This window comes from Rhodanobacter sp. Col0626 (assembly GCF_049994385.1).
Taxonomy (GTDB): domain Bacteria; phylum Pseudomonadota; class Gammaproteobacteria; order Xanthomonadales; family Rhodanobacteraceae; genus Rhodanobacter.
Genome location: NZ_CP188260.1, coordinates 1,557,766 through 1,580,548, shown reverse-complemented (window position 1 = coordinate 1,580,548; position 22,783 = coordinate 1,557,766). Strand labels below are relative to the sequence as shown.

Annotated in this window: 23 protein-coding genes; 13 read left to right on the top strand and 10 right to left on the bottom strand. The window is 64.6% G+C overall.

Going from position 1 to position 22,783, the window contains the following annotated elements:
• Nucleotides 1-33 precede the first annotated feature (33 nt).
• Nucleotides 34-432, bottom strand: coding sequence for a hypothetical protein (locus ACPPVV_RS06525; RefSeq protein WP_426702651.1), 399 nt, complete (start codon nucleotides 430-432; stop codon nucleotides 34-36).
• Nucleotides 433-594: 162 nt separating this feature from the next.
• Nucleotides 595-930, bottom strand: a complete 336-nt coding sequence (locus tag ACPPVV_RS06520; RefSeq protein WP_426702650.1) for a hypothetical protein — start codon at nucleotides 928-930, stop codon at nucleotides 595-597.
• Nucleotides 931-1,096: 166 nt separating this feature from the next.
• Here ACPPVV_RS06520 and ACPPVV_RS06515 point away from each other — a divergent pair, with 166 nt between their 5' ends.
• The 4 genes from ACPPVV_RS06515 to ACPPVV_RS06500 all read left to right on the top strand — a co-directional run bounded on the left by ACPPVV_RS06515 (nucleotide 1,097) and on the right by ACPPVV_RS06500 (nucleotide 4,186).
• Nucleotides 1,097-2,011 carry a 23S rRNA (adenine(2030)-N(6))-methyltransferase RlmJ gene (locus ACPPVV_RS06515; RefSeq protein ID WP_426702649.1) on the top strand — a complete coding sequence of 305 codons (915 nt, stop codon included), beginning with the start codon at nucleotides 1,097-1,099 and terminating at the stop codon, nucleotides 2,009-2,011.
• A gap of 42 nt (nucleotides 2,012-2,053) precedes the next feature.
• Nucleotides 2,054-2,569 carry a Slp family lipoprotein gene (locus ACPPVV_RS06510; protein WP_426702648.1) on the top strand — a complete coding sequence of 172 codons (516 nt, stop codon included), beginning with the start codon at nucleotides 2,054-2,056 and terminating at the stop codon, nucleotides 2,567-2,569.
• A gap of 64 nt (nucleotides 2,570-2,633) precedes the next feature.
• On the top strand, nucleotides 2,634-3,545 hold the full coding sequence (locus ACPPVV_RS06505) for a cation diffusion facilitator family transporter (RefSeq protein ID WP_426702647.1): 912 nt from the start codon (nucleotides 2,634-2,636) through the stop codon (nucleotides 3,543-3,545).
• A 101-nt stretch (nucleotides 3,546-3,646) separates the two neighbouring features.
• The gene (locus ACPPVV_RS06500; RefSeq protein WP_426702646.1) at nucleotides 3,647-4,186 is read left to right on the top strand and encodes a DUF2058 domain-containing protein; all 540 of its coding nucleotides are present in this window, start codon (nucleotides 3,647-3,649) and stop codon (nucleotides 4,184-4,186) included.
• A gap of 135 nt (nucleotides 4,187-4,321) precedes the next feature.
• On the opposite strand, the gene ACPPVV_RS06495 is transcribed toward ACPPVV_RS06500, so the two are convergent.
• Both ACPPVV_RS06495 and ACPPVV_RS06490 read right to left on the bottom strand, forming a co-directional pair.
• Nucleotides 4,322-4,717 (bottom strand): VOC family protein, encoded by a 396-nt coding sequence (locus ACPPVV_RS06495; protein WP_426702645.1) that lies wholly within the window; start codon nucleotides 4,715-4,717, stop codon nucleotides 4,322-4,324.
• A complete protein-coding gene (locus ACPPVV_RS06490) occupies nucleotides 4,714-5,109 on the bottom strand; it encodes an MmcQ/YjbR family DNA-binding protein (RefSeq protein WP_426702644.1) in 396 nt (131 codons plus the stop codon). Before ACPPVV_RS06490 ends, ACPPVV_RS06495 begins: the two co-directional genes overlap by 4 nt.
• Before the next feature lie 189 nt (nucleotides 5,110-5,298).
• Between ACPPVV_RS06490 and ACPPVV_RS06485 the strand changes: the two genes are divergently transcribed.
• The 3 genes from ACPPVV_RS06485 (at nucleotide 5,299) to ACPPVV_RS06475 (ending at nucleotide 11,832) form a co-directional block, all read left to right on the top strand.
• Nucleotides 5,299-5,904: an N-acetyltransferase family protein gene (locus ACPPVV_RS06485; protein ID WP_426702643.1), complete on the top strand. Its 606-nt coding sequence runs from the start codon at nucleotides 5,299-5,301 to the stop codon at nucleotides 5,902-5,904.
• Nucleotides 5,905-6,182: 278 nt separating this feature from the next.
• Nucleotides 6,183-9,731, top strand: a complete 3,549-nt coding sequence (gene mfd / locus ACPPVV_RS06480) for a transcription-repair coupling factor (protein ID WP_426702642.1) — start codon at nucleotides 6,183-6,185, stop codon at nucleotides 9,729-9,731.
• Between the two features lie 343 nt (nucleotides 9,732-10,074).
• Complete coding sequence (locus tag ACPPVV_RS06475; RefSeq protein ID WP_426702641.1) at nucleotides 10,075-11,832, top strand: sensor domain-containing diguanylate cyclase; 1,758 nt, start codon at nucleotides 10,075-10,077, stop codon at nucleotides 11,830-11,832.
• Between the two features lie 7 nt (nucleotides 11,833-11,839).
• Here ACPPVV_RS06475 and ACPPVV_RS06470 read toward each other — a convergent pair whose 3' ends face one another.
• The 5 genes from ACPPVV_RS06470 to ACPPVV_RS06450 all read right to left on the bottom strand — a co-directional run bounded on the left by ACPPVV_RS06470 (nucleotide 11,840) and on the right by ACPPVV_RS06450 (nucleotide 17,047).
• Nucleotides 11,840-14,110: a thiamine pyrophosphate-dependent enzyme gene (locus ACPPVV_RS06470; RefSeq protein ID WP_426702640.1), complete on the bottom strand. Its 2,271-nt coding sequence runs from the start codon at nucleotides 14,108-14,110 to the stop codon at nucleotides 11,840-11,842.
• 60 nt (nucleotides 14,111-14,170) lie between these two features.
• Entirely contained in the window at nucleotides 14,171-14,773 is a 603-nt protein-coding gene (locus ACPPVV_RS06465) for a glutathione S-transferase family protein (RefSeq protein WP_426702639.1), read from the bottom strand.
• Entirely contained in the window at nucleotides 14,773-15,267 is a 495-nt protein-coding gene (locus ACPPVV_RS06460) for a hypothetical protein (RefSeq protein WP_426702638.1), read from the bottom strand. Before ACPPVV_RS06460 ends, ACPPVV_RS06465 begins: the two co-directional genes overlap by 1 nt.
• Nucleotides 15,264-15,812, bottom strand: coding sequence for a GNAT family N-acetyltransferase (locus ACPPVV_RS06455; RefSeq protein WP_426702637.1), 549 nt, complete (start codon nucleotides 15,810-15,812; stop codon nucleotides 15,264-15,266). The genes ACPPVV_RS06460 and ACPPVV_RS06455 overlap by 4 nt, the downstream gene beginning before the upstream one ends.
• A 65-nt stretch (nucleotides 15,813-15,877) precedes the next feature.
• The gene (locus tag ACPPVV_RS06450; protein ID WP_426702636.1) at nucleotides 15,878-17,047 is read right to left on the bottom strand and encodes an acyl-CoA dehydrogenase family protein; all 1,170 of its coding nucleotides are present in this window, start codon (nucleotides 17,045-17,047) and stop codon (nucleotides 15,878-15,880) included.
• Between the two features lie 203 nt (nucleotides 17,048-17,250).
• On the opposite strand from ACPPVV_RS06450, the gene ACPPVV_RS06445 reads away from it, so the two are divergent.
• Nucleotides 17,251-17,757, top strand: coding sequence for a hypothetical protein (locus ACPPVV_RS06445; RefSeq protein WP_426702635.1), 507 nt, complete (start codon nucleotides 17,251-17,253; stop codon nucleotides 17,755-17,757).
• Between the two features lie 104 nt (nucleotides 17,758-17,861).
• A complete protein-coding gene (locus ACPPVV_RS06440) occupies nucleotides 17,862-18,761 on the top strand; it encodes a DMT family transporter (RefSeq protein ID WP_426702634.1) in 900 nt (299 codons plus the stop codon).
• A 12-nt stretch (nucleotides 18,762-18,773) separates the two neighbouring features.
• Here the strand turns inward: ACPPVV_RS06440 and ACPPVV_RS06435 are convergent, their stop codons facing one another.
• Nucleotides 18,774-19,739 (bottom strand): helix-turn-helix transcriptional regulator, encoded by a 966-nt coding sequence (locus ACPPVV_RS06435; RefSeq protein ID WP_426702633.1) that lies wholly within the window; start codon nucleotides 19,737-19,739, stop codon nucleotides 18,774-18,776.
• A 99-nt stretch (nucleotides 19,740-19,838) separates the two neighbouring features.
• Between ACPPVV_RS06435 and ACPPVV_RS06430 the strand changes: the two genes are divergently transcribed.
• The 4 genes from ACPPVV_RS06430 (at nucleotide 19,839) to ACPPVV_RS06415 (ending at nucleotide 22,776) form a co-directional block, all read left to right on the top strand.
• On the top strand, nucleotides 19,839-20,699 hold the full coding sequence (locus ACPPVV_RS06430; RefSeq protein WP_426702632.1) for an NIPSNAP family protein: 861 nt from the start codon (nucleotides 19,839-19,841) through the stop codon (nucleotides 20,697-20,699).
• Nucleotides 20,696-21,334, top strand: coding sequence for a LysE family translocator (locus tag ACPPVV_RS06425; protein ID WP_426702631.1), 639 nt, complete (start codon nucleotides 20,696-20,698; stop codon nucleotides 21,332-21,334). The genes ACPPVV_RS06430 and ACPPVV_RS06425 overlap by 4 nt, the downstream gene beginning before the upstream one ends.
• A 114-nt stretch (nucleotides 21,335-21,448) precedes the next feature.
• Complete coding sequence (locus tag ACPPVV_RS06420; RefSeq protein WP_426702630.1) at nucleotides 21,449-22,435, top strand: alpha/beta hydrolase; 987 nt, start codon at nucleotides 21,449-21,451, stop codon at nucleotides 22,433-22,435.
• A complete protein-coding gene (locus ACPPVV_RS06415; protein WP_426702629.1) occupies nucleotides 22,432-22,776 on the top strand; it encodes an antibiotic biosynthesis monooxygenase family protein in 345 nt (114 codons plus the stop codon). Before ACPPVV_RS06420 ends, ACPPVV_RS06415 begins: the two co-directional genes overlap by 4 nt.
• Nucleotides 22,777-22,783: the final 7 nt, after the last annotated feature.

Below are 22,783 nucleotides of genomic sequence, written 5' to 3'. Positions count from 1 at the left end.
AATCCGGCGTGGGCCGGAGCGCGACGGATGAGGTCAGGCAGGCATCGGGAGTGCAGGAGGCCGCAGTGGCGGTGAGGAAGTCACGAGGGGTGCGTCCGCGCCCTGTCGCGGAACGTGCAAGGCATCGGTGGCCGCCGAAACAAGGGCGACCTGGAGCAACGTCGGCAAGTCACCGGTCGTCACGCAATGGCAGGCCTGCATTGTGCAGTGGTCGCCATGGAGCTGGTTCATGCAGCAATCATCCGCCATGCCCTGCATGGCGTGATCCATCGCGTGCGTCACCGAAACCATCGGCCCGCCAGCAGACGCGGCGCCCGTCATCCCGGCGCCAGGCACACCCTGCACCGGGACCACGGCCAGGAACATCCAGGCCAGCCACGCCAACATCCTCAGATGCGGCGAGCGAGCGAGCGGGTGCGGCGTGCGATTCATCGGCGCAGCTTAGGTGCTGCGCAGGCAAGCCTCAACTCTGGACGTGCATCCAGTTGCCTTTCTTTCCTGCAGGAGCGGCTTCAGCCGCGATGCCCTGAGGCTCGTTACAGCACAGGAGAAGAGCATCGCGACCGAAGTCGCTCCTACAGGGCAGCGCCGTGCTTACTTGCTGTAACCCATGTGCAAGGTGATCTTGTCACCTGCCTTCAAGTCCGCCACCGAAGCCGGCGGAAAATGTACGCGCAGCGACATGCCGGCGGTGTTCACCGCGACGATGCCGGTGGTGGTATCGACCGAGGTGACCGTGGCGGGCATCTTGTGCATGCTGCCGTTGTTGTCGTGACGCATCTTGTGATGCATCGAATCCTTGCCCATATGGCCCATGCTGCTTGAGGCTGGCGCGGGCGCCATGCTTCCGGTGTCCTGGGCACTGACCGCGCCGACGGCCAGACAAAGGCCGAAAGCGGCCGTCGCAACGACGATTTTTGGCGAAAACATCTTGATGATCTCCGCACGAGGGCGGTCAGGCCAGCTGCCTGATCGGTTGCTGTTGCACAACTAACGGGAGCCTGCGCCGGGCGATGTGCAGGAAAGGTTACGTGAGGCCACGAAGCGGCGACATACGCACCTCTATACTGGCGCCTTCCCGCCTGCCGTGACCGCCATGAATTACCGCCACGCCTATCACGCCGGCAACTTCGCCGATGTCCTGAAACATACCGTGCTGTTCGCGCTGATCGAGGCGATGCAGGCCAAGCCGGCGCCGTTCTGCTACATCGACACCCATGCCGGCAATGGCAACTACGCGCTGGACGGCTTCGAGGCGCGCAAGACCGGTGAGCACAAGGACGGTATCTCGCGTCTGCATCCGGCCGAAAAGGTGCCGCCGCTGCTGCAGCGCTGGCGCGCCAGCATTCTCGGCGCCGAAGGCAACGAGCAGGGCCTGAAGCTCTATCCCGGCTCCCCGCTGCAGGTCGCCCGCCTGTTGCGTCCCGACGACAGCGCGCAGCTGTGCGAGCTGCACACCGAGGAAGCGGCCAAGTTGCGTGACCTGTTTCGCGGCAACCAGCAGGTACACGTACACCAGCGCGACGGTTACGAGGCGCTGAAGGCGCTGCTGCCGCCGAAGGAAAAACGCGGCGTCGTGCTGATCGATCCGCCTTACGAGGCGCAGGAGGCCGAATACAAGTTGATCGAGCAGGCGCTGAAGTCTGCCCTGCTGCGCTGGCCCACCGGGGTCTACGCCGTGTGGTACCCGATCAAGCTGCGCAGCCAGGTACAGCCGTTCCTGCGCAAGTTGCAGCACAGTGGGGTGAAGCGGATCCTGCGCACCGAACTGCTGGTGCATCCGGACGACTCGCCGTTGCGCCTCAATGGTTCGGGCATGGTGATTCTCAATGCGCCATGGAACCTCGACGACAGCTTGCGCGAGCCGCTGAAATCGCTCGCCAGCCTGCTGGCTCAGGACCGCCCGGCTGAGGTGAAACTGGACTGGTTGCTGGACGAAGCCGGCAGCATGCTGAACACGCCTAGTCCGTTGCCTGCCTCGCGACTACCGCGTCCACCGGGTCGCCGCTAAGCTCGACCTCTCAGACAGCGTTCCTCCACCAGGAGCCTCATCATGCGCACCCGTCCCGCTTCCATGCTGCCCCGTCTCGCCCTGCCGGCCACGCTGTTGATGCTGGCCGCCTGCGCTCCCGCACCGATCTACAAGACCACCGCCACCGCAGTCATCGCCACTCCGCTCCAGGCGGCGCAGACACCCGAGCGTTACAGCAACCAGCCGGTGATCTGGGGCGGTCGCATCGTCCAGGTCAAGGTGTTCAGCGATCACAGCGAGGTCGAACTGCTGGCCTATCCGCTGGATTCCTCGCAGCGGCCGAAAGCGAATGACAGCGGCAACGGCCGCTTCATCGCCGTGCTGTCCGGTTACGCGGAGCCGCTCAACTATCCGTCGGGCGCCTTGATGACGATCAGCGGCACGCTCAATGGCAGCCGTGCCGGCAAGGTCGGTGAGGCCGACTACGTGTTTCCGCTGGTTGCCGTGGCGCAATCGCATGTGTGGACGGCCGACGAGATGAACCGCGGTCGCAACAACGTCCACTTCGGCCTGGGTGTGGGCGTCGGCATCCATTGATGTCTCTGCGCAAATTCCTGCGTCACCGGTAGACTTGGCGGCCACATCCAGGGATCAAAGCCGCATGTCGTCCGGTCACGCCAACCCCGTCAAGGCCATTTTGCTGGCGCTGGGCGCCAATTTCGCCATCTTTGTCGCCAAGCTGTTCGCGGCCATCATCACCGGCTCCGGCGCGATGATGGCCGAGGCCGTGCACTCGCTGGCCGACTGCGGCAACCAGGGCCTGTTGCTGCTGGGCATCCGCCAAGCCAAGCGTCCGCCGTCCGACGAATTCCCGCTGGGCTGGGGACGCGCGCTGTACTTCTGGTCGTTCCTGGTCGCGATCCTGCTGTTCAGTGTCGGCGGCATGTTTTCGGTCTACGAGGGCATCCACAAACTTGGCCATCCCGAGCCGCTGAAATGGCCGTGGCTGGCGCTGGGCGTGCTGGTATTCGGCATCGTCGTCGAGGGCATCTCGATGCGCGGCTGCATGGTGGAAGTGAACAAGGCCCGCGGTGATCAGGGCCTGTGGCAGTGGTTCCGCGAAACCCGTTCCAGCGAGTTACTGGTGATTTTCGGCGAAGACCTGGCCGCACTGGTCGGGCTGTGCCTGGCCACGATCGCCATCGGCGCCACCATGCTCACCGGCAACCTGATGTTCGATGCCGCAGGCACCATCGCCATCGGCATCCTGTTGATCGTGGTCGCGGTGCTGGTGGCGATCGAGGTGAAGGCCTTGCTGATCGGCCAGGGCATGGAGCCACGCCGCCGCGACGAGCTGATGAGCTTCCTGAAAAACCGCCCCGAGGTCGCCGAGGTGCTGAACCTGATCACCCTGCAGATGGGCCCCGACGTGATGGTGGCGGTGAAGGCTCGCATGCAGCCCACCCCCGACAACGACAGCCTGATCGAGGCGATCAATACCGCCGAGGCAGCGATGAAGGCGGAATTCAGCGATGTGCGCTGGAGTTTCTTTGAGCCGGACAACGCGAACTGAATACGGGGATGGAAAGGCGGCGGCCCGACCATCCACCTGCCAATCCGTATCCATGCACCCGGTACACTTCCTAGTCATTGTCCACAAACATCTACCATCCCATGCGCAATCCGCTGCAAGAACAACTCCTCAAGGCCGGCCTGGTCAACAAGACCAAAGCGGCCCAGGTCGTGCGCGAGCAAGCGAAGAAGCACAAGGGCAAGGCACCCGCACCACCGAGCGCCGAGCAGGTGGAAGCACAGCGGCTGCAGGCGGAAAAGGCCGAGCGTGATCGTACGCTGGCGGCAGAACGCAATGCGCAGGCGCGGGCGCAGGAAGCACGCGGACAGGTGCGCCAGATCGTCGAGGCGCACAAGGTGAAGCGTGAGGGTGAAATTGCCTACCGCTTCACCGATGGCGCGGCGATCAAGTCCATGCTGGTGAACGAGCCGCTGCGCGCGCAGCTGGCCGCCGGCGTGCTGGTGATCGTGCGTCACGACCAGGGTTACGAATTGTTGCCGCGCGTGGCGGCCGACAAGGTGTATGAGCGTGACGCTGAGATGGTCGTACTCGATCACGGCCGCACTGAAGCCGGTAGCGGCAACGAGGCGGACGACGAGTACTACAAGCAGTTCGAAGTGCCGGATGATCTGGTCTGGTAGTTCCTCTGGACGAGGGACGTTGCAGGTTCGAAGCGTGCTCGCGCCACCCGATCTTTCATCCAACGACGCGCGCCCCTTCGACTCCGCTGCGCTACGCTCAGGGTGAACGAGGAACTGGGCGATTCGCGACCTGGATCATGGGCGTTCAAGTTCCAGCAAATCCCAGCCATTGCCGTACAGATCCTCGAACACCGCCACCGTGCCGTAGGACTCATGGCGCGGCTCTTCGCGGAAGTGCACGCCCGCGGCGCGCATGCGCTGCCAGTCGCGCTGGAAGTCGTCGGTATGGAGCAGCAGGAATACGCGACCGCCGGTCTGGTTGCCAACGCGGGAAGCCTGCTCCTCGCCCTTCGCCTTGGCCAGCAGCAGGCGCGTTTCCAGGGAACCGGGCGGCGCCAGCAACACCCAGCGCTTGCCGTCGCCCATGTCGGTATCCTCGACCAGTTCGAAGCCGAGTGCACGGGTGTACCAGGTGATGGCTTCGTCGTAGTCGGCGACCAGCAGTGCCAGTGCGCCCAGATGCTGTTTCATGACCTGTCCTTGCGTGCGGGAAGCGGGCCCAGTTCGGCCTGCAGTTTCTTCGAGAGTTTCGAACGTACCGTCGCATACGCATCGCGCAGCAACGCATGCAGCTCGACGGTGGTGAAGCGCGACGGTTCGGTGATCGACACCCAGCGCGCGCGAGCCAGGTAAGGCGCCGGGATGACGCCGGGCTGATCGGTGAGTTCCAGGAAGCGGTCATCCGGCACCTTGAACGACAAGCGCCCGCCTTCGCTGCCGTCCTCGTGCGTGATCACGAACATCTTGCCGCCGACGCTGAATACCAGGTTGCTGCCCCATTTGACGTCGCGGGTAACGCCTGGCCAGCGGCCACACAGCGCGTCCAGTTGTGCAACGGTGAGCCCGCCGGATCTGCGTGTCATACCTTGCTCCCCGATAAATAGGAACGCCCATTGTGCGGTGTGCAGGTGCGACTGTCTGCCGCGTCAATAACATTCCGTACTGCAACACGGTTGTACTGTTGGCGTTGCTGGCTACTCTTGGAAAAGCGCGCATTCCTCATTGAAAATTCATGTTGCACCGCACACAATACGCAAAAGTATGGAATTGCCATGATCCCTGCCATCGACTTTGCCGCTCCTTCCCGTTTCGCCTCGTTGCCATCGCGCAGTTGCGAGCGCTTCGCGCGTCCGCGTGTGGCGTCCTCGCCAATGGGCGAGCGGGTGCAGACGCGTGATGGCCGCGAACTGGTGCTGCGTCCGATCGAGCCGGGCGACGTGACCGCGATGCAGCGTTGTTTCACCCGGCTGTCGCCGGAAGACATCCGCCGTCGCTTCCTGCACGCGATGTCCGAACTGCCGGCGCCGATGGCGCAGCGGCTATGTCGGATCGATCCCGCGCTCGAGACCGCTTACGTGCTGATGGACGAATCGGTGCAGCCGGCCGAGATGCGTGGCGTGGGCCGGATCTTCGTCGACGAGGCGATCGACAGCGCCGAATTCTCGGTGCTGGTGGAGCAGGCCTGGAGCCGCCTCGGCCTTGGCGCGCTGCTGATGCAGCGCCTGGTCGACGACAGCCGTCGTCGCGGACTGTCCGAATTGTGGGGTTATGTGCTGCTGGAGAACCGGCCCATGCTGAAGCTCTGCCGTGAGCTGGGTTTCACCCAGCGGATGATGCCGGACGAGCCGGGCACGGCGCTGATCACGCTGAAGCTCTGAGCGGAGAGCGCTACCCCTCGCCCTCCCCTGCAAGCAGGGGAGGGCGCAAAGCACTTCACGCCAGCTCCCCTGCAACACAGTGGAGAGGCAAAGCACTTCACGCCCGCCCCCCCCTGCAACGCAGGAGGGTGCGCTTTTGATCTTGTCAAAACTATCGAAGAGTGCCTCCATCCCAGCTACCCCTGCTCCGCCAGGGAAGGGAGCCGAGGCACATCGCGTTACACTTGCCCGCTTTCCCTGGCGCGGCCCGATGGCGGCGCCTCGCACACGCGTCTCCTATGCCCAGCCTGATCAAGCACCCGCCCCTGCCCAACACCCCCAAGCAACGCCGCTACTGGACGCCACCGCACGGCTCCGCGCGGGCGCTACTGATTGCCGAGGCGGCACGCTCGCACGATGGCCTGCTGGTGGCGGTCACCCGCGATACCCAGCGTGCCCAGGCGCTGGAGGCAGAACTGAAGATTTTCGCCGGCGGTCTGCCGGTGTTGCATTTCCCGGACTGGGAAACGTTGCCGTACGACGTGTTCAGCCCGCACCCGGAGATCGTTTCGCAACGCATCGCCACGCTGTACCAGTTGCCGAACGTAAAACGTGGCGTGCTGGTGGTGCCGGTGGCCACGCTGATGCAGCGGATCGCCCCGCGTTCGCATATCACCGGCTCCGGTCTGGTGCTGGCGAAAGGGCAGAAGCTCGACATCGCGACCGAACAGCGTCGACTTGAAGCATCCGGTTATCGCCACGTACCGCAAGTGGCCGAGCCGGGTGACTTCGCGGTGCGCGGCGCGCTGCTCGACATCTTTCCGATGGGTACGGCCGAGCCGTATCGCATCGAGCTGTTCGACGACGAAGTGGAATCGATCCGCAGCTTCGATCCGGAAACCCAGCGCTCGCAACAGCAGGTGGACAGGGTCGAGCTGCTGCCCGCGCGCGAGTTTCCGCTCACCGACGAGGCTGCGAAGGAATTTCGCGGCAACCTGCGCGAGCGCTTCCCGATCGACGTGCGCCGTTGCCCGCTGTACCAGGACATGAAGGAGGGCGTCACGCCCGGCGGCATCGAGTACTACCTGCCGCTGTTTTTCCGCGAGACCGCCACGCTGTTCGACTACCTCGCCGACGACGCCTTGTTCGTGCTCGGTGAAGGTGCGGGCGATGCGGCCGACCAGTTCTGGACGCAGACCGCCGAGCGCTACGACCAGCGCGCGCACGACATCGAACGCCCGGTGCTGCCGCCGGGCGAACTTTATCTTCCGCCGGACCAACTGCGCGAGCAGCTCAACAGGCGGCTACGTGTGGAGGTGGTCGATGCCGGCCACGAGCACGCGGTCGCGGTCGGCACGCAACCCGCGCCCGAGCTGCCACTCAATCGCAAGGGGGAGGAACCGGGCGCATCGCTACGGCATTTCCTGTCCAGCTATCCGGGTCGCGTGCTGATCGCCGCGGATTCGGCCGGACGACGCGAGGCATTGATCGAGACACTGGCGACCGCCGGGCTGAAGCCGCACGTCGTGGAAGGCTGGACGGCATTCCTGCCGCCACAGGCTCCTGGGGAAACGGCTTCAGCCACGACGATGTCGCATCAGGCGGGCAAGAACATCGCGACTGAAGTGGCTCCCACAGAAGTATCTGCATCGGCGCGCTTCGCCATCACCATCGCCGGACTGGAACAGGGCTTCACGCTCACTACGCCCGCACTCGTCGTGCTTACCGAGCGCGAACTGTATGGCGAACGGGTGCGCAGCGAACGCGACCGCAAGCGCCGGCGCGGTACCGCGCGCGATCCGGAAAGCATCATCCGCGATCTCACCGAACTCACCCTCGGCGCACCGATCGTGCACGTCGACCACGGCGTGGGCCGCTATCAGGGCCTGGTTTCGATGGATGTCGGCGGCATGGATGGCGAGTTCCTCACCATCGAATACGCCAAGGGCGACAAGCTGTACGTGCCGGTGGCGCAACTCGGCCTGGTCAGTCGCTATTCGGGCACCGCGCCGGAGCTGGCGCCGCTGCATTCGCTCGGTGGCGATGCGTGGGAGCGCGCGCGTCGAAAGGCCGCCGAAAAAGTACGCGACGTGGCTGCCGAACTGCTCGCGATCTACGCCCAGCGCGAGGCACGTGGTGGCGAGTCGATGCCGATCGACCGACAGCTGGTGGAGGAATTCGGCAGCACATTTCCGTTCGAGGAAACGCCAGATCAGGAAACCGCGATCGAGGCCGTGCTCGGCGACCTCGCTGCGCCGCGCGCGATGGATCGGGTGATCTGTGGCGACGTCGGTTTCGGCAAGACGGAGGTCGCGCTGCGCGCCGCGTTCGCCACCGCCACCGCCGGCAAGCAGGTCGCCGTGCTGGTGCCAACCACCCTGCTCGCCCAGCAACATTACCGCAATTTCGCCGATCGCCTCGCCGACTGGCCGGTGCGTGTGGACGTGCTGTCCCGCTTCAAGTCGACCAAGGAAGTGAACGATGCGCTGAAACGCCTCGCCGACGGCCAGATCGACGTGATCGTGGGCACGCACAAGCTGCTGCAGCCGGACATCAAGTTCAAGAACCTCGGCCTCGTCATCGTCGACGAGGAGCAACGTTTCGGCGTACGCCAGAAGGAGCAGCTGAAGAAGCTGCGCGCCGAAGTCGATCTGCTGACGATGACCGCCACACCCATCCCGCGCACCCTGAACATGGCGATGGCCGGCCTGCGCGATCTCTCGCTGATCGCCACGCCGCCGGCACATCGTTCAGCCGTGCGCACGTTCATCTCGGCGTGGGACCCGGCGACGATCCGCGAGGCATTGCAGCGCGAGCTGTCGCGCGGCGGCCAGGTGTACTTCTTGCACAACGAGGTGCAGAGCATCGAGCGCGTCGTGCGCGAGCTGGAAGAACTGGTGCCCGAGGCGCGTATCCGCATCGCCCATGGCCAGATGCCCGAAAGGGAACTGGAGGGTGTGATGGCGGATTTCCACCGCCAGCGTTTCAACGTGCTGGTGTGCACCACCATCATCGAAACCGGCATCGACATCCCCACCGCCAACACCATCATCATCGATCGCGCCGACCGTTTCGGACTGGCGCAATTGCACCAGTTGCGCGGCCGCGTCGGCCGCTCGCACCATCGTGCCTACGCGTATCTGGTGGTGCCCGACCGCAAGTCCATCACCGCCGATGCACAGAAGCGCCTGGAAGCGCTGGCTTCGCTGGAGGAACTTGGCGCCGGCTTTACCCTGGCCACGCACGACCTGGAAATCCGTGGCGCCGGTGAATTGCTCGGTGACGAGCAGTCCGGCCAGATCCAGGAAATTGGCTTCGGCCTCTACACCGAACTTCTGGATCGCGCGGTGCGTGCGCTGAAGTCGGGCAAGGTACCGGATTTCGATCTCAGCTCCGAACACGAGACCGAGGTCGAGCTGCACCTGCCCGCGCTGATTCCGGATGACTACCTCGGTGACGTGCACGCGCGCCTGACCCTGTACAAGCGCATCGCCAGCGCGCGCAGCGAAGACGATTTGCGCGATCTGCAAGTGGAAATGATCGACCGATTCGGCCTGCTGCCCGACCCCACCAAACAACTGTTCGCCGTGGCCAGCCTGAAGCTGATGGCTACTCCGCTGGGCATTCGCAAGCTGGACTTCGGCGCCAATGGCGGCCGTATCGTGTTCCGCGAAAAACCCGAAGTGGACCCGATGACCATCATCAAGCTGATCCAGCAACTACCGCGCGTCTACAAACTGGATGGTCAGGACAAGCTGAAAATCACACTGGACCTGCCCGGCGCCACCGAGCGCATTCGCAGCGCCCAGGAAGTGCTGATCCTGCTGGGTGCGCGCCGGCCGGGTTGATTTTCCGGGGCCTGTGCGCCGACGCATCCGGTATGGCCGGGTGACCCTGCGCGTCCGGATTGAACCTGGACGCGGCGTCAGTGGGGAAACCTTGGGAACCTGCACGCTGCGCAGACAGGGCGCCATCCATCTTGTTTGCAGTGGCACGACCCGTGCTTGACATGTTCGCAATGGATGGTGCAGGTTCGTCCGTTGACCATGCGATTATGGTGGATGGACGTGACCTTGCTGGCTGATTGCCCGGTTGCGTGAGGCGATGGGATCGCCGACAACATTGTTTTGGCAGGTGGACTCGTCGATGGTCTGCAGTCTCTTGGGAGACTGTCAGAACGGAGAGAGGCAAATGGAGAAACCGATCACAGTACCGTCAGCAGACCGCCGTGGGCGGCCATGGCACGGTTTTGTGCTCGGTTTGCTGCTGTGCCTCGGATCAGTTTGCGCCCATGCCGCCAGCCCGTTGAACGGTGCCTGGCGCGAAGCACGCACCGGCGACACCCCGCAAATCGTCATGAGCGATTATCACGCCGGCCTGTTGAAGAGTTTCGACCCTTCGCTGCTGCAACGGTTTTCGCGCGGCAGCCTGGGCAGCTGGGTGGTGATCACGGCCCAGCCGCCGTGGGACAACAGTGAACGGGTATTGACGATTTATCCGCCGACACTTGGCGTGGTTACCGTCTATGGACCGGGCCAGCCACAGACGCTGGCACTGGACGATTTCAGTGCACCGACCCACGGCCACGGCCAACTGGCCTGGCAAGTGCCAACGACCATGGCTGCATCGACGCCGATCCTGCTCAAGTTCGAGCCGTCGCTGATGATCAACGCGCCGGTGCGCTTTCATCTGCAACCCCGGAACGAGTACGTGCAGCAGGATGCGCACTGGCTGGTCTTCGCCAGCGCCTGTTTTTCGGTGATGCTGGCGATGGTGCTGATGGCGCTGTGTTTTGCGCTGATGCTGCGTGACGTCACGTATGCCTGGTACGCCGGCTACATCGTCTGTTACACGCTGATCCAGGGCATCCAGACCGGCTTCATCTTCCATCCACTCGAATGGGAGTGGTTGTCGGGCATGGCCTTGATGGTCGGTTCAGCCGCAGTGGCCCTGTCCGTGGCGTTCGCTTCGCTGTTCATGATGCGGTTCTGCGAATTGCAGCGTTACACACCCTTGCTGCGGGTGCCGATCGTGGCACTGGCCGTGGGCATGATCCAGGTGGTGCTGATGCGCTGCAGCCACGTACCGTTGCTGATCGAGGTGGCGCAGATCCTGCTCAATCCGTTGCTGATGATCGGTGCCGTATTGCTGCTGACGGCGGCGATCATCGCCGCCGCCCGGGGTTCGCGGCAGGCGTGGTTTTTTCTTGCCGGCTGGACGCCGCTGCTGCTGCTCACCGCGTTGACCAGCGCCCAGGTCAACGGCGCACTGCCCCAGCTGGACTGGCTCAACGATGCCAGCCTGGCCGGCGGTGCATTCGAAGCTGTCGTGCTGTCGCTGGGCCTGGCCGACCGGGCCCTCACCTTGCGCCATGATCGTGACATCGTGCGCGTGCTGGCCGATCAGGATGCGTTGACCAATGTACTCAATCGCCGCGCCTGGACCGAGCGCGCCAGCGTGGTGCTGGCTACCGAGCCATCGCGGCCGATCGCGCTGCTGTTTCTCGACCTCGATCATTTCAAGCTGCTGAATGATCAACAGGGCCACAACACCGGCGACCGCGCACTGGTTGCGGTCGCCAGGGCGCTGATCACCGAGCTGCGCCCTGGCGACCTGCTTGGCCGTTATGGCGGCGAAGAGTTCGTCGCCCTGCTCGACGGGACCCAGCCACAGCAGGCCATGCACGTGGCGACGCGACTATGTCGGCGCGTGCATCGGCTGGAAATCCCGGTCAGCAACGATTCGTTGTTTCTCAGTATCAGCATCGGGGTCGCCATCCATCAGGACGGCGACGATCTGGAATCACTCGTCGAACGCGCCGATCAGGCCATGTACGACGCCAAGCTCAACGGGCGAAACCGCGTCTGCCTGCATAGCGGCGCCATCTCGGCACGAACCACGAGCAGCGCGCGACTGCACGTGGTGGAAAAGCGCGAACGCGACCGCTGAGCCGGCCTCAGCGCTTGGCCAATTCCCGTGCCGCGGCAACCACTTCAGCCTCACCGGGAAGCACCAGCAATGCCGCACCGGCCAATGGCGTGAACGTATCGGCACCTACCACACGCTCGATCGGCGTGGCACCGCAGCCGCCCTCGACGATCGCGGTGATCACGCCTTCGCCCACACCGGCACTCTTGCGACCCTCGTCCAGCACCAGAATGCGTTTGGCCGTCTTCGCCTGCGTTGCGATGAACGCGTCGTTGAGCGGCGCCAGCCAGCGCAGGTCGATCACGCGGACCTGCCAGCCTTGCTCCTTCTCGATCGTGCGCGCCGCGCGCAACGCCATGGGCACGCCGTTGCCGAAGGTGAAGATCACCAGGTCATTCGCCATCTCGTTGTAGACGCGGCCCTCGCCCAGCGTCATCGCCCTGTCCGGCGACGGATAGTCGAACTGCCACTGGCCGTCGCCGGCTTCGTACAGATCCTTGGTCATGTACAGCGCAATCGGCTCGAGGAAGGCGCATACCCGGCCGTCGACCTTTGCCAGCGCCATCATGGTGCGCAGCATCATCGCTGCGTCGTCGCCACGGCTCGAACAACCGACCACCAAACCGGGGATGTCGCGCAACGCGGTGATCGAATTGTCGTTGTGGAAATGGCCACCAAAACCTTTCTGGTAACCGAGCGAAGCGACGCGCATCACCATCGGGTTGCGATACTGGTCGTTGGAGAAGAACTGCAGCGACGCCGCTTCGCCGCGGATCTGGTCGCAGGCGTTGTGGAAATACGCCAGATACTGGATCTCCGGCATCGGCAGCATGCCCATGTTCGCGTAGCCCTGGGCCAGACCCAGGATCATCGTTTCGTCCAGCAGCGTATTGAATACGCGGCTGCCCTTGAAGGTCTTGTTGAGCCCCTTGGTGACGGTGTACACGCCGCCCTTCTGCGCCACGTCCTCACCGAACAGCAGCGCCTGCGGATATTTCGCCAACAGGTCGTGCAACGCCTGGCCGACCTGGATCGCCAGATGCCTCGGCGGCAATTTCTCCGGCAGCTTCGCTTCGCCGCCGAACACCGCCAGCCGCTTCTCCGCGTAATCGGCACGCGTGGCCTCGGCCTTGACCGCCGCCGGCGTGTAGGGTGCCAGCGGCGTCATGACATCCTCAAGCGAGGTCAGCCGGTGCCGCGAATCCGCATCCTCGGCGGCGGCGAAGCAGCGCTTGCGGGTTGCCTCGTAGAGATTCAGCAAGTCATCCTTCGAATACAACCCCGACTCCAGCGCGATGCCGGCAGAGCGGAGCAGCGGATCGGTAGCCTCGACGGCAAACAGTTCCTCGATGCTGCGCCATTCGATCTCGAAATCGGTGCCGGCGTGGCCCATCACGCGGGTGGTCTTCAGATGCAGGAAGGTTGGCCGGCGTGTCGTGCGGCAATGCTCCAACGCGCGTTGTACCTGACCGTAGCCCTCTGCCAGGTCGAGGCCATCGGCAAAGAAGTAGTCGAGGTTGGCGCGATGCTGGTAGTTGTTCGCGACCCAGCCCGACGGCGTCTTCACCGAGATGCCGATGCCGTTGTCCTCGCACACGAACAAAACCGGTGCGGGCAACTTCTGGTACGCCGTCCACGCGGCCGTGTTGAATGCGGTTTGCGCGGTGGCGTGGTTGCTGGAGGCGTCGCCGAACGAGCAGATCGTGATGCTGTCATCGGGGATCGGCAGCGTGTGGCCGATGCGCCTGGCCTGCTCGATCGCCACCGCGGTGCCCAGCGCCTTGGGCAGGTGCGAGGCGATCGTCGAGGTCTGCGGCAACACCCACAACGGCTTGCTGCCCCATACCTTATGCCGGCCGCCGGAAGCCGGATCGTCCTTGCTGGCGGCGAAACTCAACGCCGAATCGACCACCGGATCCATGCCGGGAATCTTGCGAAAACGCTCGGCCATGAAGCCGCCCGAGCGGTAATGCAGGAACGCCGGATCGGTATGCCGCGCCAGTCGCGCCACCATCGCGTTGCCTTCATGGCCGCTGGAGCCGATCGTGTAGAACACCTTGTTCTGCACGCGCAGCACGCGTGCCATCAGGTCGAGGTGGCGCGAAATCAATTGCGATTCCAGCAACTCGCGGAAACCGCGCGCATCCAGCGCACTGCCCGGCAGCACCGCGTCGCCATCATGCGGCGCGGCGCGCACATCACCCTGCCACAACTGCACGAACTCGATGAAGTTCTGGTCGACGACCTCGGCACGGTTGAAACCCTTGTGGCGAGCGCTGATGGCAAATGGAATGGACATGATGGTTATCGCTTGGATGAATGGGGAAATGGCGGTTCTGTGGAAGCGGCGTCCACAAGCTCAGCGCTGCATCGGGGTGTACCCCGGTTGCGCCTGCACACGGCCGAGCCACGCGCAAATATTCGGAAACACGGACAGATCGAAACCACCGTCGCCAGCGCAATGGGTATACGCGTACAGCGCGATGTCGGCGATGCCGTAACTGTCGCCGACGAACCAGTCCTGCCCGACCAGGTGCTGCTCCATCACACCGAGTACCTGCGTGCCCTTCTGCCGCAGCGCCGGCACTTCGGCCTGGCGCGGATGGTCGTGCGGCAACCAGCCACGAATGAAGCGTGCCACCGCTATGCACGGCTCATGGCTGTACTGCTCGAAGAACAACCACTGCAGCGTCTGCGCGCGCAGCCAGCGATCGTCCGGCAGCAACGGCGTGCCCTCGGCGAGGTAGCAGAGAATCGCATCGGACTCGGCCAGCCGGCGGCCATCGTCCAATTCCAGCAGCGGCACCTTGCCGTTCGGGTTCTTCGCCAGATAGGCCGGCGTGCGCGTTTCCCCGCCCACGCTGTCGACGTCGACCCAGCGATACTCGCGACCCAGCTGATCGAGCAAGAGCTGCAGCTTGTAACAATTACCGGAGGCGCGCATGCCATGAATCGTGAGCACTATGGTTCTCCGCCGAGGCGCTTCAGCAGCGCCGCACGCTGCAAGTCTTTTGGACGTCCGAAACTTTCCAGCACGCGGATCTGCTCCGCCACCGTGGGAACGAGAACCGCCAGACCGGCCACGTCCACGGTGACGATCGCGTCGATCCGCACCGGCTGCCAGCCGCGCTCGCCGTGGAGTTCGAGGCCGCCCATGACTTCCACCGGCAATCCGGGAAACAGAAAACGGGCGAAGTGCGAACGAAAACGTTCCTCACCGGGCGGCACGAAGGTGTCATCGCGACGCCCGCGCCAGTGCCCGGCCAGCGTTTGCGCATCGCGCACACTGGTCAGTACGTCGAGATCGGCCACGACCACCTCGGCACCGGCCAGGCATGCCGCGGCGCTGCCGATCAGGGTCCACGAGTCGCGGCAATGGCGATGCAGATCCGGTACCGCCGCCGCCAGTACTTCGCGCAATGCCGCCAAGGTGGCGACCTGGACGGATGCACTCATGGCTGTGCGCGGCGCCGGCGCCACTCATCGCGGGTCTGGCCCCATATTTCTATCGGTGCATCGGCATTCGGTGCCGGCAGGCGGCCCGGGCCGCGGCAGGTCGAACCGAGTCGACGGGCCAGCGCCTGAGACGCATGGTTTTCGGGATCGATGGAATGGATCACCTCGCTCCAACCGAGATGGTCGAAGGTCCAGTCGATCGCTGCCGTGGCACCCTCGCACGCGTAGCCCTTGCCCCATGCCTCGCGCGCCAGACCCCAACCTACCTCGGTGCCGGGCCAACCTTCCGGATACCAGGGGCCGAGTTGGCCGATCCACCGGCCGCTGGCCTTCTCGATCACCGAAAACATCGAAAAGCCCTGGATGGCCCACGCCCCGGCCTTGGTCAGAAAGCTGCGCCACGCCACCGCGCGGACTTGCGCGCCGCCGATGAACTGGCTCGCCTCGACGTCGGCCATCCGGGTGGCATAGCCCTCGAAATCGTCGGCATGCGGCGGACGCAAGATCAGGCGTTCGGTTTCAATGCGGATAGTTGGCCAGCTCATGCGACGATCCAGCGGGGGCTGCTTGGGTCCCCTCCGCCAACGGCAGTACCGTCGACGGGGGGCACTTAGAACGCGTTGATGCCGGTCAGCTCACGGCCGACCACCAGCTCGTGCACGGTTTCGGTGCCCTCGTAGGTGATCACCGATTCCAGGTTCAACGCATGGCGGATCGCGCCGTGCTCGGTGGTGATGCCGGCGCCGCCGAGAATGTCGCGGCACTGACGGGCGATGTCGATCGCCATGCGGCAGTTGTTCCACTTCGCCAGCGACACCTGGGTCGGCTGCATCTTGCCGGCATCCTTCAAGCGGCCGAGTTGCAACGACAGCAGTTGCGCCGTGGTGATGCGGCGGGCCATGTCGGCCATCTTCAATTGAACGGCCTGGTTCGATGCCAGCGGTCGATCGAACAGGATGCGTTCGGCGGTGTAGTCGAGCACTTCCTTCAGACACGCCTGCGCTGCGCCGATCGGGCCCCAGGTGATGCCGTAGCGCGCCTGGGTGAGGCAGCCGAGCGGTCCCTTCAGACCCTTGACGTTCGGCAGCCGCGCGCTGTCGGGCACGCGCACGTTGTCGAAGAAAAGCGCGCTGGTGACCGACGCGCGCAGGCTCATCTTCTTGTGGATTTCCTGCGCCTTGAAGCCGGCCGTGTCGGTGGGCACCACGAAGCCCTGGATGCCGTCCTCGGTCTGTGCCCACACGATCGCGATGTGCGCGAGGTTGCCGTTGGTGATCCACATCTTGGCGCCGTTGATGACCCAGTCGCCGCCATCCTTCTTCGCGTTCGTCTTCATGTTGGCCGGATCGGAGCCGCCGTGCGGCTCGGTCAGGCCGAAGCAGCCGATCACTTCACCGGCCGACATCTGCGGCAGGTAGTGCTTCTTCTGCTCCTCGCTGCCGTAGGCGAAAATCGGGTACATGCACAGCGAGCTCTGCACCGAGGCGAAGCTGCGCAGGCCGGAATCGCCGCGCTCCAGCTCCTGGCAGATCAGGCCGTAGCTGACGGCGTTCATGCCGGCACCGCCGTATTCCTCGGGAATGGTCGCACCGAGCAAGCCGAGCGCGGCGATCTCGGGGATCAGCTCCTTCGGGAAGCGTGCCTGGTCGAAACAGTCGCCGATGATCGGCAGCACGCGCTCGTCGACGAAACGGCCCACGGAGTCCTGCACCATGCGCTCCTCATCGGTGAGCAGCGAGCGGACGTCGTAAAGATCAAGCGGATCGAGGCGAATAGCCATGGTCGGATTCCGGGGTCATGAGTCGGGCAAGCACGCCATTGTAGCGGGGACAGCGATGACGGTCACCGCCGAAGATGCCGACACTGACAGGCGGAGCACGCCGCTGCCGGCCGCGCTGCGTCAGGCGGAACATGAGCCGTCGCCGCTTCGGCTGCCGACGACTACCTGCCCTGTATCCCTGAAAACCTCGAAAAGGAGAACCCATGCGTCTCATCCGATCGTTTCTGTCCGCCTTGCCTCTCGCGCTGGCGTCGCTCGCCGCCAGCGGACAATCCATGCCCGCGCCCGTACCGGGACCGTCCAGCGCCGAATACGTGGAGGTAGGCGATTACCTCACCCGCGATGCCGACATCGAGACCTGGTACACCGCGCTGCATCAACTGGACGCCGATTTCGACGACGTCTGCGGCGACACGTTCTGCGAGGGTGACTACAGCAATATCCAGTCACTGCGATTCCTCTGCTCGGTGGAGAAACACAGCGGCGTCATCGGCCAGTGCGTATGGGTCTTCGCCGCCAGCAACGAAGAGATCGGTCCATCGGACGGTCGTGTCATGGTCGATGCGCACCACTGGCGCTGTCGCATCCCGCTGGCCCGCCCGACCCGTGTCGCTGATCTGCTGGCGGCGCTGGCCGGCCCGCAACCAATCCATGCGACACTTCCAGGCACCGCGACATCCATTTACGACGGACTGGTCGACTGCCTGTAGGAAAGCGAAAGGGCCGACGCGCGCGCCCTCTCCCGTGGAATCATGGCGGTGGCGAAACGGTCAACGACCCGGCCGTACCTGTTCGTCCCGCCATGGCCTCTTCCGTGTCATCGAAACCTCCCGTTCTCAAGTTCAAGGGCATACTGCTGGGCTTCCTGGCGTTCGCCGCCTATGCGTGGAGCGACGCCTTCGTCAAGCTGCTGCGCGGTTCGCTGCCGGCCTACGAAGCAGTGTTTTTTGGAGCGACACTGGGTCTGGCCGCACTACCGTTCATCCGGGCACGCGAGGACCGCTGGAGTGAAACGTGGAGGTCCAAGCGCCCCGGTCTGTGGCTGTTGCGCGCCGTGGCTGGCGCCGTCGGCAGCACAAGCGCGGTGATCGCCTTCACCGCACTGCCGATGGCCGAGGCATTCGCGCTGATCTTCCTGATGCCCATCTTCGTGACCATCCTATCGGTGGTTCTGCTGAAGGAGCATGTGGGCTGGCGCCGCTGGTCCGCGGTGGTAGCGGGTTTCATCGGCGTGCTGGTGGTACTGCGACCGGGGTTCCGCGCGCTTGGCCTTGGCCACCTGGCTGCGCTGGTCTGCGGCCTGGCTGGCGCGTTCTCGATGATCGCGCTGCGACTGGCCGGCCCGCACGAAAAACGCATCACCTTGTACAGCGCCGGCGTGTTCGGCCCGATGGTATGTACCGGCGCCCTGATGATCGGCGACTTCCGCTGGCCCGACGGACATCAATGGTTCCTGCTGTGCGGCTACGGCCTGCTGGCCGCACTGGCCGCCGTGCTGCTGATGCTGGCAACGCAGAAATCGCCGGCCAATCATGTCGCGCCCACCCAGTACAGCCAGATGCTGTGGGCAGTGCTGCTGGGGTATGTCCTGTTTCACGACCGACTCGACTGGCCGATGGCGGTCGGCATCGCGATCATCCTCTGCGCCGGCCTGTTCACGTTCGTGCGCGAGGAGAAAGTCACGCGCTGGTGGAAACGCACACGCATGCTTTGAGGCGGATCTCAATCAACCAGCGCTCGCCGATGCCTGCAGGCGCATCGCGAGTTTCATCAGTGCGTGCCGCAACGGGGCGGGACGCCTGATCTCGAAATCGAACGCGAGGCCAGCCAGCTGCCGCGCGAACCAGTCGAGATCGTCCGCACTGGCCCTCAACAGCACGCCATCGGCAGCCGGCTCGAACAATCCGAACGCGAGTGGAAACGCCAGGCCAGCCCGCTCCATGTCCGTCTTCAACAGAATCTCGATCGGTCGCCCGCGCGGCATCGCCGCAATGCCGTGCACAAGATGCGTCAACGCATTGAAATCCGCGGGTCGGCGGAAATGCGCATCCAGCAAGGCAATCCCGGTCACCCGATCCAGGCGAAACGAGCGCAAGTCATGGCGCAGATGGCACATGCCGACCGCGTACCATGCGCCCGCGCGGCAGGCGAGCCCATAGCAGTCGAACGAGCGTTCGGTGCGATTGCCCGCCCTTGCCTCGTAACCCAGGTGCACGCGCTGCCGGAGTTGCGCGGCCGTGGTCAACGCCATCAACGCGGCGTTGCTGCCGCTGGTTTGCGGGACGGACTGCAGATCCAGCTTGACGGTGTCGGCGATTGCGCCGATCTGCGCGTTCAACCGGTGCGGCATCACGCGCGCCAGTTTGGACTGCACGCTTTCCACGGCCGGCGACGCTTCGGCGAGACCCAGGCCGCGAGCCGCCACCAAACCCACCGATAGCGCCACGGCTTCGTCATTGGTGAACATCATCGGCGGCAGTCTGAAACCCGCCACCAGCATGTAGGCGCCATGGCGGCCACGCTCGGTGGTCAGCGGGATGCCAAGATCCTCCAGCATGACGATGTAGCGGCGCAACGTGCGCACGTCGACGCCGACCCGCCGCGCCAGTTCCGGACCGCTCATGCGGCCGTGGCTCTGCAGCAGGTCCAGCACCGCCAGCACGCGCGTGGTGGGTTTCGCCATGATTGCCATGGTAGCGCTCAATCAGGTCGGATTTTGACCTGTATTGGCCTTACCGTGCGAGCGTGTCACTCACCGGATCACTTCACCGGATTATTCAGGGGGATCTCCATGAAGCACTTCAACCGCCTGTTGCCCAGCATGGTCGCCACCATCGCATTCGCCGCGGCGATGCCCGCGCAGGGCAAGCCAGCAAACGAGGCCACCAAGATGGAAAGCGTGCAGCATCTCAAGGATTACCAGGTCGTCGAATTTCGCCGTTATGTCACGGCGGACGGCGAGCTGGCGCACTTCGTCAAATACTTCGACACCTACTTTCCGGAAGCCTTCGAGCAACTCGGTGCGATGGTGTTCGGTCAGTTCACCGAGCGCGGGCATCCGAACCACTTCACCTGGCTGCGCGGCTTCCACGACATCAACGCGCGCCCGATCGTCAACGCGGCGTTCTATTACGGGCCGCTGTGGAAGGAGCACCGGGTCAAGGTCAACGCGATCCTGCCCGATAGCGACAATGTGATGCTGCTGCGCCCGCTGCATGTCGACCAGGACATCAGCGTGCTGCCAGCGGTCGATCCGGTGACCGAGGAGCGCGGTGCGCAAGGCGTCGTGGTCGCGCAGATTTTCACGGTAAAAAAGGGCCGCGAGGAGGCATTCGCGGAAAAGGCGGAAGCCGCCTTCGCCGCCTACCGCATCGATGGCGTGCACCCGGCTGGCGTGCTGGTGTCGCTGGACGTGCCGAACAACTTTCCGCAGTTGCCGATACGCATGGACGGGCCGTTCCTGGTGTGGATCGGCGTGGTCCGGGACAACGTCACGCTGGATCGCCAGCTCATGCCACAGCTGGTCGCTGTCGAACAGTCGCTCGCCGCCAGCGGCCTGTTGCGCGGTGCACCGGAACGCGTGGTGATGGATCCGACACCGCGTTCGCGCCTGCGCTGGCTGCCCGACACGAACACCGAGGCCGTGCCATGAGCCATTACGAACAGCTATGGCTGTTCTTCGTCCTGGTCTTCGGCATCATTGTGTTGCCGGGCCTGGACATGGCCTTCGTCATGGGCAGTGCGCTGGCCGGCGGGCGCAGCCGGGCCTTCGCCGCCGTGGCCGGCATCATCGCCGGCGGGGTCTGCCATGTGCTGATGACGGCGCTGGGCATCAGCGTGCTGATCAAACTGATCCCCGGTGCGTTCAACGCACTGTTGCTCGCCGGCGCGCTCTACATCGCCTGGATCGGCATTTCGCTGATACGCAGCGAATCCTCGTTCGGCCTGCATCCGGATACCCGGCCGCGCTCGCGTGCGGCCACCTTTCGCCAGGGCATGCTGACCAGCCTGCTCAACCCCAAGGCCTATTTGTTCATGCTGGCGATCTTCCCGCAGTTCCTGCGGCCGGACTACGGCCTGATCTGGCTGCAGGCACTGGTCATGTGGCTGATCATCGCGCTCAACCAGCTGTGCGTTTATGGCGCGGTGGCCCTGATGGCCGATCGTGCGCGGCAGTGGCTGCATGGCAAGCCTGCCGCCGGATTGATCGCAACGCGCTGCGTGGGCGCACTGCTGGTCGCGGCAGCGATGTTCACCGGATTCGAGGGCTGGCAAGGCCTGCACTGACCCTGGGCGCGGTACAGGCACGAACGGCCGCCGACATGTTTCGCTGGCCGTCAAAACATTCCGTGTCGTGCCGGATCCACGATGGCGGCTCCTCCACCCACACGAGCCGCAGGCATGTCGGGACTACTGGCACTCGGACTGATCTCCGCGCTTTCCGCAAGCACCATCAACCTGCCCGCCCCGCACGCACCCGGGCAGCGGCTGGCCCTGCATTGCATCACACCGGCGCACGCCAATGGCCGCAGCGTGCTGTTCGTGCACGGCGCCAGTTTTCCAACCATGCTGGCGTTCGGTTTCGAATTCGCACCCGGTGATTCGTGGATGAGCCACATGGCGCGGCAAGGCTACCTCGCCTGCGGCCTGGACTTCCTCGGGTTCGGCGCGTCCAGTCGTCCCTCGGCCATGGCGAACCCCGCCGGGGACGCCGCTCCGGTCACTCGTGCAACGGAGGCTGCGCAGGAAATCGCCGTGGCCGTCGACTACCTGCGCCAAACCCGCGGCATGCGCGGTGTCCACCTGGTCGCCCATTCCTGGGGCACCATCCCGGCCGCCACCTTCGCGGCGGAACATCCAGGCACCCTCGCTTCACTCACCTTGTTCGGTCCCGTGGTGGCGAAGCCGGGCGCGCAAGCCGAAGCCGTGCCCGGTGCGTGGTGGAGCATCACCGCCGAAGCGCGCTCCCGGCAGTTGCGTTTCAAGGATGTCCTGCCCGCGGGGCTTACCTTGCTGGAGCCGGCCGTGGTGAGCAAATGGGCCGCTGCGTTCCATGCGTCGGTGCCCCACGTCGAAGGAGACCGGCCGGACGAGCTGCGCATTCCCGCCGGCCCGGCGGCGGATATCGACGCGGTGACGGCCACCGGTGTCTATCCCTACGATCCGGCGGACATCAAGGTGCCGGTCTTCGTGGTGTATGGCGATTACGACACGGTGACGGACGACGCCGGGGCGAGCGCCCTGCTGGCGAAATTCAGCAACAGCCCGCTGAAATGGCGCATGCGGATCGACCACGGCACCCACGTCATGCATCTGGAACGCAACCGCCATTCGCTCTACCAGGGCGTGGACGCCTTCATCCACGCGACCGAAGGGCAACAGCGATGATCGCGGTGATCTTTGAGCTCACCCCGGCCGAGGGGCAACGCCAGGAATACCTCGACATGGCCGCTCGGCTGCGTCCCCTGCTGGATGGCATCGACGGTTTCATCTCGATCGAACGTTTCGAAAGCCTGACGATGCGGGGGAAAATCCTCTCGCTATCGTTCTGGCGTGACGAAGAAGCCGTGGCGCACTGGCGACAAACGGAACAGCACCGAACCGCCCAGGCCTGTGGCCGTTCCACAATTTTCCAGGACTACCGACTGCGCGTGGCCAACGTAAGCCGCGACTATGGCATGCACCAGCGCGAACAGGCCCCGGCGGACAGCCGCGCTTTCCACACCTGAACCGGCC